The sequence below is a fragment of the uncultured Algibacter sp. genome (assembly GCF_963976535.1).
Taxonomy (GTDB): domain Bacteria; phylum Bacteroidota; class Bacteroidia; order Flavobacteriales; family Flavobacteriaceae; genus Algibacter_B.
Map to the genome: position 1 here is coordinate 68,410 of NZ_CAXBLF010000007.1, position 14,553 is coordinate 82,962.

The window sequence follows — 14,553 nt, forward strand, 5'->3', positions numbered from 1 at the left end:
GAACCTCATTATGAGGTTCCTTTTAGTTTTATTCTTGAAGCTCCACAATCAGAACATCATCAGTTTTTGTAACCTTTGTTAAGCCATGCTTTGCCAATCCTTTAATGCCTTTATCCCAGCCTTTATTACTTAAACCAGATTGTGCTTTCAAATCAATAAGATTTATTGTTTTTTGAGTTTTCAGAATCTCTAAAATAGCTTTTTCATTATCACTCAAATCAACTGCCTTTTTCTCTGGTCTCATTTGCGGGAAGAATAAAACTTCCTGTATCGATTGATTATTCGTTAAAAACATAATTAATCGATCCATACCAATGCCCATACCCGAAGTAGGAGGCATGCCATATTCCAAAGCACGTAAAAAATCATGGTCTATAAACTCTGTAGCTTCATCATCACCTTTTGCAGCCAGTTTTAATTGGTGTTCAAAACGCTCGCGTTGGTCAATAGGGTCGTTTAGTTCAGAATAGGCATTGGCTATTTCTTTACCGCAAACCATCAACTCAAAACGCTCTGTTAATTCAGGATTATCACGATGCTCTTTACATAAGGGACTCATTTCTTTTGGGTAATCCGTAATGTAAGTGGGCTGTATATAGTTGCCTTCACATTTCTCACCAAAAATTTCATCAATAAGCTTGCCTTTACCCATGGTTTCATCCACTTCAACACCTAAATCTTTAGCAGCTTGTCTTATTTCAGCTTCTGTTTTACCGGTAATATCAAACCCTGTAAAATGCTTTATAGAATCTGCCATAGTTACTCTGGCATAAGGCGCTTTAAAATCTATTTCATGTTCTCCAAATGTCGCTTTTGTAGTGCCGTTTACGGCAATAGCACAATGTTCTAAAAGACGCTCGCAGAAATCCATCATCCAATTGTAGTCTTTATAAGCTACATAAATTTCCATGGCTGTAAACTCTGGATTATGAGTTCTGTCCATCCCTTCGTTTCTAAAGTTTTTAGAAAACTCGTAAACCCCATCAAAACCTCCAACAATTAAACGTTTTAAATACAACTCGTTAGCAATTCGCATGTACAAGGGAATATCTAAAGCATTGTGATGCGTAATAAACGGACGCGCCGCAGCACCACCAGGAATAGGCTGTAAAACCGGCGTTTCAACCTCAAAATAACCAGCATCATTAAAAAATGAACGCATGGCATTAAATAATTTGGTACGCTTTACAAACACCGCTTTTACCTGCGGATTTACCACTAAATCAGCATAACGCTGTCTGTAACGTTGCTCTGGGTCGGTAAAAGCATCGTGTACATTGCCATCAGCATCAGTTCTTGGTAAAGGCAAAGGTTTTAAAGCTTTACTAAGCAAGGTAAAATCTTTTACTCTAACACTTTTTTCCCCAACTTTAGTTGTAAATAATTCACCTTCAACACCAACAAAATCACCAATATCCAACAGTTTTTTATAAACATCGTTGTATTTGCTTTTGTCATCGCCTTGGCAAATTTCATCTCTATTAAAATACACTTGTATTCTACCTTCGCTATCCTGCACTTCGGCAAAACTAGCATTTCCTTGAATACGTCTAGACATCAATCTACCTGCAATAATAACTTTATCCCCTTCCTTAAAATCCTGCTTTATCTGTTTAGAAATATGTGAAACGGTAAACAAATCTGCGGGGTAAGGGTTAATACCCAATTCGCGTAATTTTGCTAATTTCTCTCTTCGTACAAGTTCTTGCTCTGATAATTGCGACATAATCTAAATGCTGTGTGAAAATTTTAATGGCGCAAAGATAATCAATTGATTTACGATTTACGATTTTTAGATTTATGAAATTTTTTGGGCGCTACCCTATCGGGTCGGGCTTTCCACTATATCTTTTAAAACCATATTGAGAGGAGGTAACGAGGTAGCAATCTGCTAAATCCTAATTCTAGTCATAATTTATGTTTGGAAAAGTTTTAAAAGGATGCCGTTGCAATCCCTAGCGCAACCAGCCTGCGGTTTTTAGTAATAAACCCGCAGACATTTAGTGTACTTGAAACCTGAGTTCAACATAATAATAAATAATAGATAAAAAAAAACAGATATTAAAAACCCACCCCTTAATCCCCTCCAAGGAGGGGAAACTCATACGCTACAGTTTCCCTCCTAATAAGGAGGGATTAAGGGAGGTGTGAATTTTTAATTAATCTTTACGCCACAAGTTAAAATTTCGGTAGTCGAGAATCTATCAAAAAAACAGTTATATTCTCCTGGTTAAACCATAGGAATCCCTAACCAAAAGTGTAACATTCAATAAACTTTTTCGTCAAATGATTGAAATCTAAAATCGTAATTCTAAAATCTAAATTTAATATGAGTTTCTGGAGAGTTTTACTGTCTATTATTTGTCCGCCTTTAGCTGTTATAGATAAAGGATGTGGCTCTATTATTATTGTTTTCTTACTATGGCTTTTCGGCTGGGTGCCTGGGGTAATCGCAGCCTTGGTTATTATTAATAATCCTAAAAGGTAGTTTTCAGTCGCAGTCGCAGTTTTTAGTTAAAATCGCTATTTTTAAATCAATGGTGTCCGATTAAAATTTGTAACATAGTCCGAACGATAGATTGGGTATAGGCTAAAAGATTTTTTTGAGATATGCCCCTTACTTTTACAACAAGTAAAAAATCAAAAGCTTTCTGAAATGACAAATCTATTGTAAATTGATTATCAATGCGTTAAAATCAAGTCTTGATTCTATATTCTATCAGCGCAGCGGTCTTGATTCTTTTATCGGACACTACTATTTTTAAATATCAGTTTTAAGGTAAATAGTGTTTCGTCTTTTTTCTTTGCGCCTTTGCGCGATAAAAAATGTAATTTTGCAGCCTATGAACAAGACCATCGAACTACAAGATTTAGGTTATAAAGACTATAAACAAACTTGGGATTACCAAGAAACATTGTTTAAAAGCATTGTCGATATAAAAATCAAAAATAGGCGAGAAGCGGCAGGTTTAGAAACCAAAAACTATTTTTTGTTTGTAGAACATCCACATGTCTATACTTTGGGTAAAAGTGGCGATATGTCAAATTTGTTGGTTGATGAAGCACAATTAAAAGCCAAGAATGCATCCTTTTATAAAGTAAATCGTGGTGGTGATATTACCTATCATGGGCCAGGGCAAATTGTTGGGTATCCTATTCTGGATTTGGATAATTTTTTTACCGACATCCATAAATATCTTCGTTTTTTAGAAGAAATGATTATTCTAACCCTTGCTGAATATGGTTTAAAGGCAGAACGCAGTCCAGGAGAAACAGGCGTTTGGTTAGATGTTGGGACGCCTTTTGCTCGTAAAATATGTGCCATGGGCGTACGCGCAAGTCGTTGGGTAACCATGCACGGTTTTGCGCTTAATGTAAATGCCAATTTGGGCTATTTCGATTTAATGATCCCTTGTGGGATTCGTGGTAAAGCGGTGACTTCTTTGAATGTTGAGTTAGGTAAAAAGCAAGTTGATGAAGCTGAAGTAAAAGAAAAACTACTTAAACATTTCTCCTCTCTTTTTGAAGCAGAACTAAAACAAAAAACCGTCACGCTTTAGCATGACGGGTTTTTACATATTATAAAATGTTAACTAAAAATGTTCTGGATTTTATTTTACTGTAATGTGTATGTAATTTGTAAGCTGTCTGTGTCTACTATGTCATCTCCTGCGTTATTGTAAATTGGAAACTCTGATGCAATAAAAACAAGTTGGTTACCAAATAATGTTCCTGTAAAAATAGTTCCATTTGTGGTGTAAGTCCTAGATGTTTCGGTTTCTGACCATGAAAAATCTTCGGTGAGTTCATCAGTATTTAAGCAAAGACCTTCAAAAGTACCTACTGTAGTACCTTCAAAAATTGTAAAAACTGTAGATGCTTTAATTGTTCCAGTATTATCACTTTTTAATGTTATTGTTTGATTAATTGTACAACCTAATTCAGTAATTAAGTCTGACGTTGCTGAACCATCATTATTTAGATCATAAGTGTTTGCTGTTGCAATTGCGTTAACTTTCCAGGTTTCAATAATAGTTACTGCTGGTTCATTATTTGAATCATCACTGCTACAGCTAAAAGCTGCGAATATTAATAATGCTAAAATTGTTTTTTTTAAATTGTTTTTAATTGTTGTTTTCATGTTATTATAGATTTATTAAAAATTAATTTTTTAGAAATATTTCCTTTATCTGAACTTACTTTTAAACAGTTACATTCCAGTTGACAAGCTGTTATTTTTCTTTGAAAAGTTCGTAATGGATGGTTTTATTATTCCTGATAAATGGTAAACTGAAACGGACTGATAACTTTTGCAAACGAACTTGCAAATATGTGCACAATAATGTTACCACCAGAATAGGTGACATTGACAGTTCTAAAGGTGGATGTATTCGCTACGACCGAAGTTACAGTATTAGTTGCGCTTAATGTTTTTCCAGCTACCGATATGGTGTATTCATTGGTTGTTGTATTTCGTGTCACTGTAAAATTTCCTGTTCCTCCCAAAATTGTCGGAGTTGCATTACCGCTTATACTACCATAAGCAATAGGGATTAAATTTGCAAAACCTGTACTTGGATTTTGTACTTCACTATTAGATGACATTAATATAGTGCCTGTAACTCCTAAATCACCAGTAATATTCGTATCTCCATTTAGTAATGAATTACCATTATTGTAAATAGTAAATGCATTGCTTCTATTTGTATTAGAAGTTCCATTACCAACCATTAACAAGGCATTGGAGTCGTCAAAATTATACTTGCCAATGGCCGTTGAAGAAGAGGTGGAAGCTATAGTATTGTTTCCCATGGCAGTGGAATTTAAGCCAGTGGCTTTACTTCCATCACCAAAAGCTGTTGAACTTTGTCCTGTTGCTTCAGTTAATTTTCCCATTGCGACAGAATTACTAGCAGATGCTTTTGTATTAGAACCAGAAGCAAAGGAATTTTGTCCGCGATTTGCATCATCCCATGCATCGCTAATCGTATATCCAGCTCTAAATGCTCCTTTAGACTTATCAAAAAAAAGACGTTTTGTTCCAAAGACTATATCGTCATTATTTATTTGAGTGCTTCCAACTATGAAATCATCATTAATATCTATAGGTTTAATAATATTGCCATCAAGTTTAAAAGCTTGATTTTTAATAGAGTTTGCGAGTTTAGCATAGGGAACAGTTTGAAATCGTGTAACATCTAAAAAAGTATAGGAGGAACCTCCATTAGGATCGATCTCTGTTCGTAAATTGGTATAGCCGTTAAATGGATTCCAATCTATTCCAGAAAAGCTACCCGAAATTATACTACCTTCTCCAATATTCAATACGATAATTCCATTACTATCGGTTTCTATACTGGTATGTTCTTCCTCATAAACGGTTTCTTGTCCGATCCCAACCGAAATAGTAAACTTTAAGCTAATGGATTGATTTGCTAAAATGTTTCCACTACCATCTTTAATAACGGCTTTGTAATTAATACCTTGTTGGGCGAAACTTGAAATTGTGATTAATAGGGCAATGAGTAATGTGATTGACTTTTTACTCACAACATATCTATTGTTTTTTTTATGCTTGTTATTTTTCTTTAAAAATCTCATAACTATTGTTTATTATTCTTTAACTATTTTTTTTGTAGCTGACCCTGAGTCATTCGTAATTGTCAAGAAATAAATTCCAGATTCGTAGTTTCTAAGCTGTAATTCATTTTTACCTTGATTTAAACTTCCGCGATTCACAATTTTTCCAAATATATCTATAACTCTATACTTGCTTTTTGTATTTACACCAACATATAGTAAACCCTCTGTTGGGTTTGGATATACCGATAGTACATTGAGCAATTCAGATGGTTCTGTTGATAATGTTGCACCACCACTTTCAAACAAGGCATCATTAAATTGCGTTCCTGGAAAACCAGCACAGTCATCAAAACCAAGGCCACCAGTAGATGGGCCACAAGCTGTAAAAAACTGATCTCGAGAATTAGATACTCCGGGAGGTTGCGTTTCATTGTCTTCAAAAGCGACCATAGGGAGTTGTCCTGAATCTGTAAATTGCATTTTTATATGAAATAGTTTTGTCGGCGTAGAGGTTACATTATCCACCATGGATCCAGAACTTATTCCTTGCTGATATGCAAATGAAAATCGTGTAGTAGAATTATCATTGGTAACAAAATCGGAGTAATAAGAGAGTGTGTTTACTTGACCTAAAATATATCCAGCAGGATACGTAATTTCAAGTCCACCTCCAGCATTTATGTTATTGCCAAAAGCTGATGGATTATAATTAATATAAACCTGACCTATTCCCAGTTTAAAATCTGCTTGTCCTTCAACCGCGGCTATCATAACATCAGTTTCATAAAAGTCAAAACTGGCATCATTGGTTATTTGCGCATTAGCAAAAGTAAATTCAATATTCTGAGCATTCAAGCTCAAAGTTATCATCAATAATATTAAAAATGTAATTTTAGTCTTCATATCTTTGTTTTTTAGTTTGTTAATTTTCTTCTTGGTGCTATAATTTTTGGTATAGGCTTAGTGTTTTCTGAACGCCCTGCCTGACTTCCTAGTCCTAGGTTTGGTAATAAAACGCTTATATCTGTATTTTGAACCTGAGCATTCATATCCAGATCTGCAAAGGAGTAAGATGATATTCCTAATAAAGGTAACATACCGGTCAGATCGGAATTCTGGACTTGACCATTGCCATCAAAATCACCTAAGCTCAGTGCGAAATTACCATCGCCCAAATTTGTTATTGCATTGGCGCCTCCAGCTATTGATGTACTATCGCTGGTTAAATCGATACTTTGGGTGCCTCCAGTTAAACTTATGGTATTCGCAGATCGGATTCCAAGATGATTACGATGGGCTAATACAATATAATAGTTACCTGTAGGAATGTTTAAAGTTAAGGCCGATATCCCATCAACATCTACCACATTACCATTGGCTTGTAAAAGGGCAGAGGTAGAAGTAATAACCGTTATACCATCGCTACTATCTCGTATCTCTAGCCAAACCCAATCTATAATAGCATTGCTGCCCGTTACATCAAATATGGATTGAGCGCAGGTTTTTGCATCAATATAAGGACTTGTGGTAGGAAGGAGATTTGAGTTTCTCAGTCCGTCAAGCATGGTGCCAGCAGTATTATAGGGCCCCTGTAAAAATATTTTGGGATCTATTTTTATAATGAGCTGCTGCGGATTTATAAAACCTTCAGAAACCGAAAGGGTTGATGTACTGTATTCTTGTACATTGACTTCACCAATGGTGTAGAGTATTTGAATGCCACCATCACTTGCAGATGCGCCACCAGAGTCTATGCTGAATTTTTCTATGGATTGAGAAAAAGATAAGGTGCTTAAAAAAAATATTCCGATATTAAATAAAATATGTTTCATTGTGCTGTGGTTTTAAGTGCGTTTTCTAATTGTTTTACACGTTGTTCAATTGCACTAAACTGGCCTATTTCTGCTGTTAGGTTATCAATTTTAGAATCTTGGGTATCGAGTTTTGAATTTTGTGTTTCAATAATGGCCTGTTGTTCTTGTAGGGCTTTAATAAGTATAGGGATAAGCTCAGTATAAGACAAAGTCAATAAATCACTTTCTTCAACATAATGCGTAATGCTTGGAAACAGTTCTTGTACTTCTTGTGATATTAAACCCAGATTACGCTTGGTATCTGTTTGTTCTTTCATGAGGTAACTTACAGGGTTGAGTTGCATTACTTTATTAAGTGTGCCGTTATTTAAAGGTGTGATATCTTTTTTTAAACGTCTGTCTGAAACTGTAGCATATACACCAGAAGTAGGGTTGAAAGACCCTTTATGTGTACCATCACTAAACAGTTCTAAGTATCCTAATGAATGTGTGTAAAACTGCCATGATTTGGATGTGGCATAATTACGAATGCTAAAAGCATTCGTGCGATCGCTAGAAGTTGGTCTTCCGTTTTGATGAAGCACTTCAAAAATACTTCTAGGGCTTGAGGTATTCATACCTGTTTTACCATTTTTTAATACTGTCATGGCATTGTTTCTATTTGATGCGCCATTACCTATAACGAAAAGACGGTCTTCAGAATTCCAACTGGTTGTACTAACAGGAGTGTATTCTGTATTCCATCGCCCTATTGCAGTTTCTAAATAAGAAGGAGCGGTTGTTCGATAACCCATTGCTATAGAATTATTACCCGTTGCTCCATATGGTTCTGAACTTGCAAAATTATAACTTAAATCAACTGCGTTTGAACCAATCGGCCCATAATAATTAGGGTTTCTACCAACTAATCTCCAACCTGTTTTTCCGTTTTGTGAAATTTTTTCTAGACCTGTAACATTATCAGCTTTACTAGCTCTGAAGGCATAAGGCACCGCATGAAAGTCTGTTGATGGAAGAGGTACATAGCTATCATCTTGTTCAAGATCAATCTCCGTCTCCAAGTTATAAAAACCATCTCTCCAATCTATACTATCGAAATCAGAAGTAGGTTCTGCACCATAACCAATGGTAAGGATAATGATGCCATTGGCATCTGTTGTAGCCGAGTGGGTTTCTTCATACACACTTGTTGAGATGCCATTTAGTATGCTAAAACGCACATTAATAGTTTGGCTCGTAACAAGATTACCGCTTCCATCCTTAATTACCGCTTTATAGTTAATACCAGGAGGCTCTTGGGCTAAACTAGATATTGAGATTAAAAGGGCTACGATTACTGTAATTGTTGTTTTCATAATTTTTAATTTTTAGATACTTCTGTGATAAACTGATATAAATCTGTTAATTTCAGGCAATTAAGTCTACGCCAACACCACTAATTTCTAGAATTTGGTCAGCAGAAACACGTTCACCTACTATTTTTAATGAAATACATAAACCGTATTTAACAGTGCGAGGTGAACCAAAAGGAAAAGCATGCATAGTATCAGGTCCCCAAAGTTTTTGATTTTCTTTATTATAAATACGCACATTGGCATCCCATAATTCGACATCAGAAATATAAAAATTGATATTTGTAGAAGCGCATTTAACGAGTATTTTTGAGACTTTTACGCGTACGCTATTCGCAATAACTGGAGTGGGTATTGTAAAATGAACCCAGAATGCTCCATTCTTACTTTTAGCTTTGGTACCGCTATCCCAAATTGTGAAAATAGCGCCTCCTGAAGTAGAGACCATAGTTACAGCCGCTTCTCCCGGAATTGAAATTGTATTTCCCGGAAATTTGGTTCCTTTGGTTATTCCTCTTAAATAGCCGGCGGTAAGTGGAGTTCTAATTTTGCTTAATAACTTATCTCCAAAGGTAACAGCATCCTTACCATCATGAAAAACACCTTCCATTTTCCCTTCACTACCATGGGTCCACATCGCAAATATGTTTGCTAAATTGTTAGTGTTGTTGCTTGCGGCTAGCTTGTTCGTAAAGAGTACTCCTAATGTTCCAAAGGCAGCTCCTTTTATAAGTTTGTTTAAAAAACGTCTTCTATTTGTTTGATTTATAGTTTTCATGTGTTTATATCTAATGTTTTTTATTGGTCACCCCGATTGTTATCGGGGCAAGCTATGTAGCATACATTTAATCATTCCCTTGGGTATCAAGATTTAGTTATGGATGTTTCATGTCAAGTTATTTGTTTATCAATTTTTTTAAATCGTCTGTATCAGAATAAGATACCTCCGCAAAACCCAAGCCTGAAATGGTGATTAGCAAATCCTCCGGATTTGAGAGCTGGTCTTTTTCATAATCGTTTGAAATGGTTATTTCAGCAGTTCCCGAAGCTTTTCGAGTGTCTTCATTTAAAGAAACAGTTCCTGATAAACTTGCTTTTGGATCTAGATGTATTTTATCACCATACTGTGTGTAAAAGGCAGTTATTATTTTTCCGTCTTTAGCAGGACGTTTTAATTGTACCCAAACATTATTTAAGACCTTCTTATCGACATCATATTCCAGCTGAATGGATTCATAGCCTTTTTCCAATTGCTTTCTAAAACCAATGGTAGCTGTACGTACTTTGGTGGAGCTATTTCGCGACACGATGCCATCGCTTGACGTGTATGCCCAATCCACGCCATTTATTTGACACAAAAAAGTATCATTATCGGCAGTTTTATTGATTGCTTTTTTAGTGGTCTGGGTAATAATTTCTTTTGTATTCGCTTCATTACTCTGTTCTTTTTTGTTGCTTTCTCTGCAGGAAAGCATAATTGCGCATAACATTAAAATGGGTATCAGTTTTTTCATGATTCTATTTTTTAAACGTTGTTCTTTTTATCACTTTATTTTTGTGCACTATTTTTAAAGTGTAATTGCCATTCTCTAAATGGTTTACATTTAGAGGCATTATTTATATTCATTTCTAGTACTAAACCTTTTAACATAAACATCCAATACTTATAGAGCTTTTTTGCTTTAGCATGGTAAAAGGCTTAGTAACTTAGTTTTTATTGTTGCTGAAAAACGAGCGTCAAATCTTCTTGTAAATAAATTTGCCCCATTCCATCCCCAATCAAAAACCCATTTGGTATAATAACTGTTAATTGAGAACCTGAAACGGTACCTTCATAAGTAACACCATTTGAAGTGTATGATCTTGCATTATTATTTTGTACCCAAGTTAATTGGCTTACTGCATCAACATTAAGATTAGCTGGTGTTAAACAAGTAGTAGTGAACGTATCGGCGGTTTCATTATATTCTATGTTTATGAATTCTTCAATTTCTTGGGTGCCAGCGCCATCGCTATTAAATTCTAAAGTTGTGTTATTAGAACAATTTGTTTCTAGCTCAATATTATTAGTTGCCGTCCCATCATTGTTGATATCATAGTTATTTTCACTGGTACTACTTATCAAGACCCAAATTTCAACAATGGTTTCTGAAGGCGAATCATCATCCTTTGAACAGGATAACATTGTTGTTAAGATTACTAAAAAAAATAGTGAGTAAGCTTTTAAAGTCTTTTTTACTGTGTTAATTTTCATGATTTCTAATTTTTATTTATTTATATTAATTTGGTTTATTGAACTTATAATCATTCATTTTTTGAAACTGGTTTTCTTTATAATTTTATTTTTGTGAATAATTTTTAAAGTATATATACCTTTCTCCAAATGGTTCACATTTAGGTAAATTTTATGCTTAGGGAAGTGGTCTAATTCACCTTCAAAGGTTTTTTTCTTTTTAACCATTTTACCTTTTTATTTCAGCAGTCGATTTTATGACTTTAGGTTTCATTTTAGTTATAAAAACTAATACCTAATTTAAAACTCGCTGGTTATAACGAGATTTTTTAATGTGCTATTAATTAGGATGTTGTAAAAGTAAAATGTAGAAAGTGAGAACGTTATGACGTATGTAACAAAAGCTGTAACTGATGTAACATTATAAAAAAAGGAAGTTTTTTCTATGAGGTAATTTAATTAAGAGTGTTGTTTGGAATACTCAGTAGGTGTGCAGTTATAGGCTTCTTTAAAGCACTTTGTAAAGTAAGAATGGTCGTTAAAACCAACGGTATATCCCACTTGTGAAATATTGATATCCGATTTTTTAAGTAATTGCGCTGCCAGTTTTAAGCGTTGGGAACGAATAAACTCCGAAGCCGATAAACCTGTTAAGGCCTTAATTTTTCGGTGCAATTGCATTCTGCTCAAACCTACTGCCTTACTGAAATCTTCGGTATTAAAACTGGATTCTACTAAATTTTGGTCAAGAACGACTTGCACCTTTTCTAGAAATACTTCGTCTAAATTGGTTATCGCAATATCTTTAGGCATTAATATCACTTCTTGACTGTAGCGTAACTGTAGTTTTTTTCTGGATTCAATTAGCTTTTCAACTTTTAGTTTGAGTAATTTCTTGTCAAAAGGTTTTGTTATATAATCATCGGCTCCAGTATTAATGCCTTCAAACTGACTTTCCACTTCTGCTTTCGCCGTAAGTAGAATAATGGGGATATGGGAAGTGCGTTCATCGGTTTTAAGCTCTTTTGTAAGTGTGATACCATCTTTTTCAGACATCATAATATCCGAAATTATCAAATCTGGAATATGTTCTAAAGCTAATTCAACTCCAATTTTCCCATTTGATGCCGTCATCACATTATACCTTGTATCAAAAGTTTGTTTTAATAATGTTCTTAAATCGGCATTATCTTCAACAATTAATAAAATAGGCAACTCGCTATCTGTAAATTCTTCAGCATTTTCATTTGTAGAATGAGAAGGAATAGGTGTTTTTCTAATAGCTCCTGTTGAAGTGGTGCTTACAAATTCTTCATTTTTAAAACTATTTTTATCTACTGGAAGGGTTACTGTAAATGTAGTCCACGCGTTTGGTACGCTGTTAACGCTAATGGTGCCTTTGTGTAATTCTACCAATTCTTTAACTAGCGCTAAACCAATTCCTGTGCCTTGATTTTGTTCGTTTGATTGATAAAACCGTTCGAAAATATTATTTAGGTCTTCACTTGATAAACCTTTTCCTGTGTTTTTTATTTCGAAAAATAATCTATTATTATCTGTGTAAGCATTGCAGGTCACTGATCCGTTTTCTGGTGTGTATTTTAGAGCATTTGATAATAGATTGATTGTAATTTTTTCAATGGCATCTTTATCAAACCAAACGTTTTCTTCCTTTTCTTCTATGTTTACTAAATAGCTAATACCTTTTTGTTTTGCTGAATATGAAAAAGACGCGCTTAAAGCAGATATAAGTTTAAGGGCATTATCATTTTGAATATGTAATTTTAACTGTCCTGCATCAATTTTTGAGAGGTCTAATACTTGATTGACGAGTGATAATAAGCGTTCAGAATTTTGTTGGGCAACCGTAAATTGTTGGCGTTTTTTATCTGATATAGAGTCATCATTTAAAGTATCATTAATAGGGTCGGCGATCAGTGTTAACGGTGTGCGGAATTCGTGCGAAATATTGGCAAAGAAATTAGATTTTATTTTATCCAGTTCTTTTAATTTAGTGTTTGTTTTTTGACGATTTCGGTACAAAATAAACAAGAATAATCCGGCGATGGTTGTAACCCCCAAACCACCTAAAAATAAATTGCGTTGGTTCTTTTTTTGCTGTTCTGCTAATTTCTTTTGGGATTTTAATAAGGTAATTTCCTGTTCTTTTTTTTCGGTTTGGTATTTGGTTTCGAGTTCTTCGACTTTATTATTTCTTGATTTTGCTAAAGCAGAATCATTATAAATCATGGTTTTTTTAAGATAATTAAAAGCTGATTTGTAATCATTTAATTTTTCATAGGCTCTATAAATTCTACCTCCAGCACCAGCGAGTCTTCCGTAATTCCTATATTCGAGACTTTCATAAAGTGAAATACTTATTTTATGATGTTTAATTGCATTTTTATAATCTTCAGCCATAAATAATAAATTTCCATGAACCCAATTTGCGCTTGCTCTTTCATTTATATTGGCAGAATTTTTCACTAAATCATATCTTTTATTGGTATAATTTTTAGCCTTTAACGTATCATTTAAATCAAAATAGACTCCAGCCAAAGCCCAATAAAGATCCGCTAAACTCTCCTTGTCATCTTTCTTAATCAATTTTTCGGCTTTTTTATACATAGCAATAGCACTATCATATTCTACTTTGTTTTGATGTAGATCACCCAGTCTAATCAACATTTTCGATTGTTGTAATGTGTCTTTTAGTGCTAAAGCAATATCTAATGACTCATTGAAATACCCCTTAATTTTAATCAAATCTAGAGAATCATAATCTGTTCTATAAATCAAATTTCCAATATTTGATTTAGATTTATATAAAGTACTGTTAAGTATATTATTTTTTGATAGGACAGAATCTACTTTTTGATAATATTTAATTGCTTCAGGACCTTCCCAGTTTATATAATGAATATTTGCAATATTTAAATAAGCATCGGCAATTACGGTAGGATTATCTATCTCAATTCCTTTTAAAAGTGCATTATTGGCAGTTTCATTAGCATTTTGAAGTTTTCTTTCTTTAATATATGCAGAGGCTAATTTATTTTCAATGAGTGCTTTCTTTTCTAATCCTTTAACTTTTTTTAATTCAATTATTAAAGAATCAATTTCTCTTGTTTGCCCAATAACAAAACACGACATAAAAAAAAGAAATGGAACAAAGAAATATTTCATGTAATTGCATGGTTAGTAGATAAATATACACAATTATTGGAAAACGAGTTAACTATACTTAATATTTATGTAGTGTCTGTACGGAAACAGACGATTTTTATAATTTGAATTATTTTTGATGTCATTTTTGTTTAGTTTTTATGAGTTGATACCTTAGTATCAAGCGATTAAAAATAAACTGAAAGGGCGCAAAAAGAAACAAATTTAATTTTGCTGTGTTTCCGTCCAGACACTATGTAGTAATTACATAACAATAAAGAAAGAATAAACAGGCGAAACTAAATTGCCGTCTTTCTATTTTTAGAAATGCAAAATCTATTTAGAACCCTAGATTAATTGAGATAAAATTTAGTATTTATCAGGTACAAAAGTTTGATAATTTATT

The 14,553-nt window shown here is 33.9% G+C and carries 12 protein-coding genes; 2 read left to right on the forward strand and 10 right to left on the reverse strand.

The annotated features are described in order from the left end of the window. Positions 1 to 28: 28 nt before the first annotated feature. Positions 29 to 1,726, reverse strand: coding sequence for a lysine--tRNA ligase (lysS, locus tag AAC024_RS04005; RefSeq protein ID WP_339893911.1), 1,698 nt, complete (start codon positions 1,724 to 1,726; stop codon positions 29 to 31). A 603-nt stretch (positions 1,727 to 2,329) separates the two neighbouring features. Here lysS and AAC024_RS04010 point away from each other — a divergent pair. Together AAC024_RS04010 and lipB are read left to right on the forward strand one after the other, a co-directional pair. Continuing rightward, positions 2,330 to 2,488: a YqaE/Pmp3 family membrane protein gene (locus AAC024_RS04010; RefSeq protein WP_339893912.1), complete on the forward strand. Its 159-nt coding sequence runs from the start codon at positions 2,330 to 2,332 to the stop codon at positions 2,486 to 2,488. Positions 2,489 to 2,843: 355 nt separating this feature from the next. Then, the gene (lipB, locus tag AAC024_RS04015) at positions 2,844 to 3,560 is read left to right on the forward strand and encodes a lipoyl(octanoyl) transferase LipB (protein ID WP_339893914.1); all 717 of its coding nucleotides are present in this window, start codon (positions 2,844 to 2,846) and stop codon (positions 3,558 to 3,560) included. Positions 3,561 to 3,616: 56 nt separating this feature from the next. Here lipB and AAC024_RS04020 read toward each other — a convergent pair whose 3' ends face one another. The 9 genes from AAC024_RS04020 to AAC024_RS04060 all read right to left on the reverse strand — a co-directional run bounded on the left by AAC024_RS04020 (position 3,617) and on the right by AAC024_RS04060 (position 14,168). Next, positions 3,617 to 4,141 (reverse strand): hypothetical protein, encoded by a 525-nt coding sequence (locus AAC024_RS04020; protein ID WP_339893916.1) that lies wholly within the window; start codon positions 4,139 to 4,141, stop codon positions 3,617 to 3,619. A 128-nt stretch (positions 4,142 to 4,269) separates the two neighbouring features. Next, a complete protein-coding gene (locus tag AAC024_RS04025) occupies positions 4,270 to 5,601 on the reverse strand; it encodes a hypothetical protein (RefSeq protein ID WP_339893917.1) in 1,332 nt (443 codons plus the stop codon). A gap of 12 nt (positions 5,602 to 5,613) precedes the next feature. After that, the gene (locus AAC024_RS04030) at positions 5,614 to 6,486 is read right to left on the reverse strand and encodes a T9SS type A sorting domain-containing protein (protein ID WP_339893919.1); all 873 of its coding nucleotides are present in this window, start codon (positions 6,484 to 6,486) and stop codon (positions 5,614 to 5,616) included. Positions 6,487 to 6,497: 11 nt separating this feature from the next. After that, the gene (locus AAC024_RS04035) at positions 6,498 to 7,415 is read right to left on the reverse strand and encodes a hemagglutinin protein (RefSeq protein WP_339893920.1); all 918 of its coding nucleotides are present in this window, start codon (positions 7,413 to 7,415) and stop codon (positions 6,498 to 6,500) included. Further along, positions 7,412 to 8,752: a tail fiber domain-containing protein gene (locus tag AAC024_RS04040; RefSeq protein ID WP_339893922.1), complete on the reverse strand. Its 1,341-nt coding sequence runs from the start codon at positions 8,750 to 8,752 to the stop codon at positions 7,412 to 7,414. The genes AAC024_RS04035 and AAC024_RS04040 overlap by 4 nt, the downstream gene beginning before the upstream one ends. A gap of 52 nt (positions 8,753 to 8,804) precedes the next feature. Beyond that, complete coding sequence (locus AAC024_RS04045; RefSeq protein ID WP_339893923.1) at positions 8,805 to 9,527, reverse strand: hypothetical protein; 723 nt, start codon at positions 9,525 to 9,527, stop codon at positions 8,805 to 8,807. A gap of 118 nt (positions 9,528 to 9,645) precedes the next feature. Continuing rightward, a complete protein-coding gene (locus AAC024_RS04050) occupies positions 9,646 to 10,263 on the reverse strand; it encodes a hypothetical protein (protein WP_339893925.1) in 618 nt (205 codons plus the stop codon). A 200-nt stretch (positions 10,264 to 10,463) separates the two neighbouring features. Continuing rightward, positions 10,464 to 11,003 (reverse strand): hypothetical protein, encoded by a 540-nt coding sequence (locus tag AAC024_RS04055; RefSeq protein WP_339757783.1) that lies wholly within the window; start codon positions 11,001 to 11,003, stop codon positions 10,464 to 10,466. Between the two features lie 438 nt (positions 11,004 to 11,441). After that, a complete protein-coding gene (locus AAC024_RS04060; RefSeq protein ID WP_339893927.1) occupies positions 11,442 to 14,168 on the reverse strand; it encodes an ATP-binding protein in 2,727 nt (908 codons plus the stop codon). Between the last annotated feature and the right edge of the window lie 385 nt (positions 14,169 to 14,553).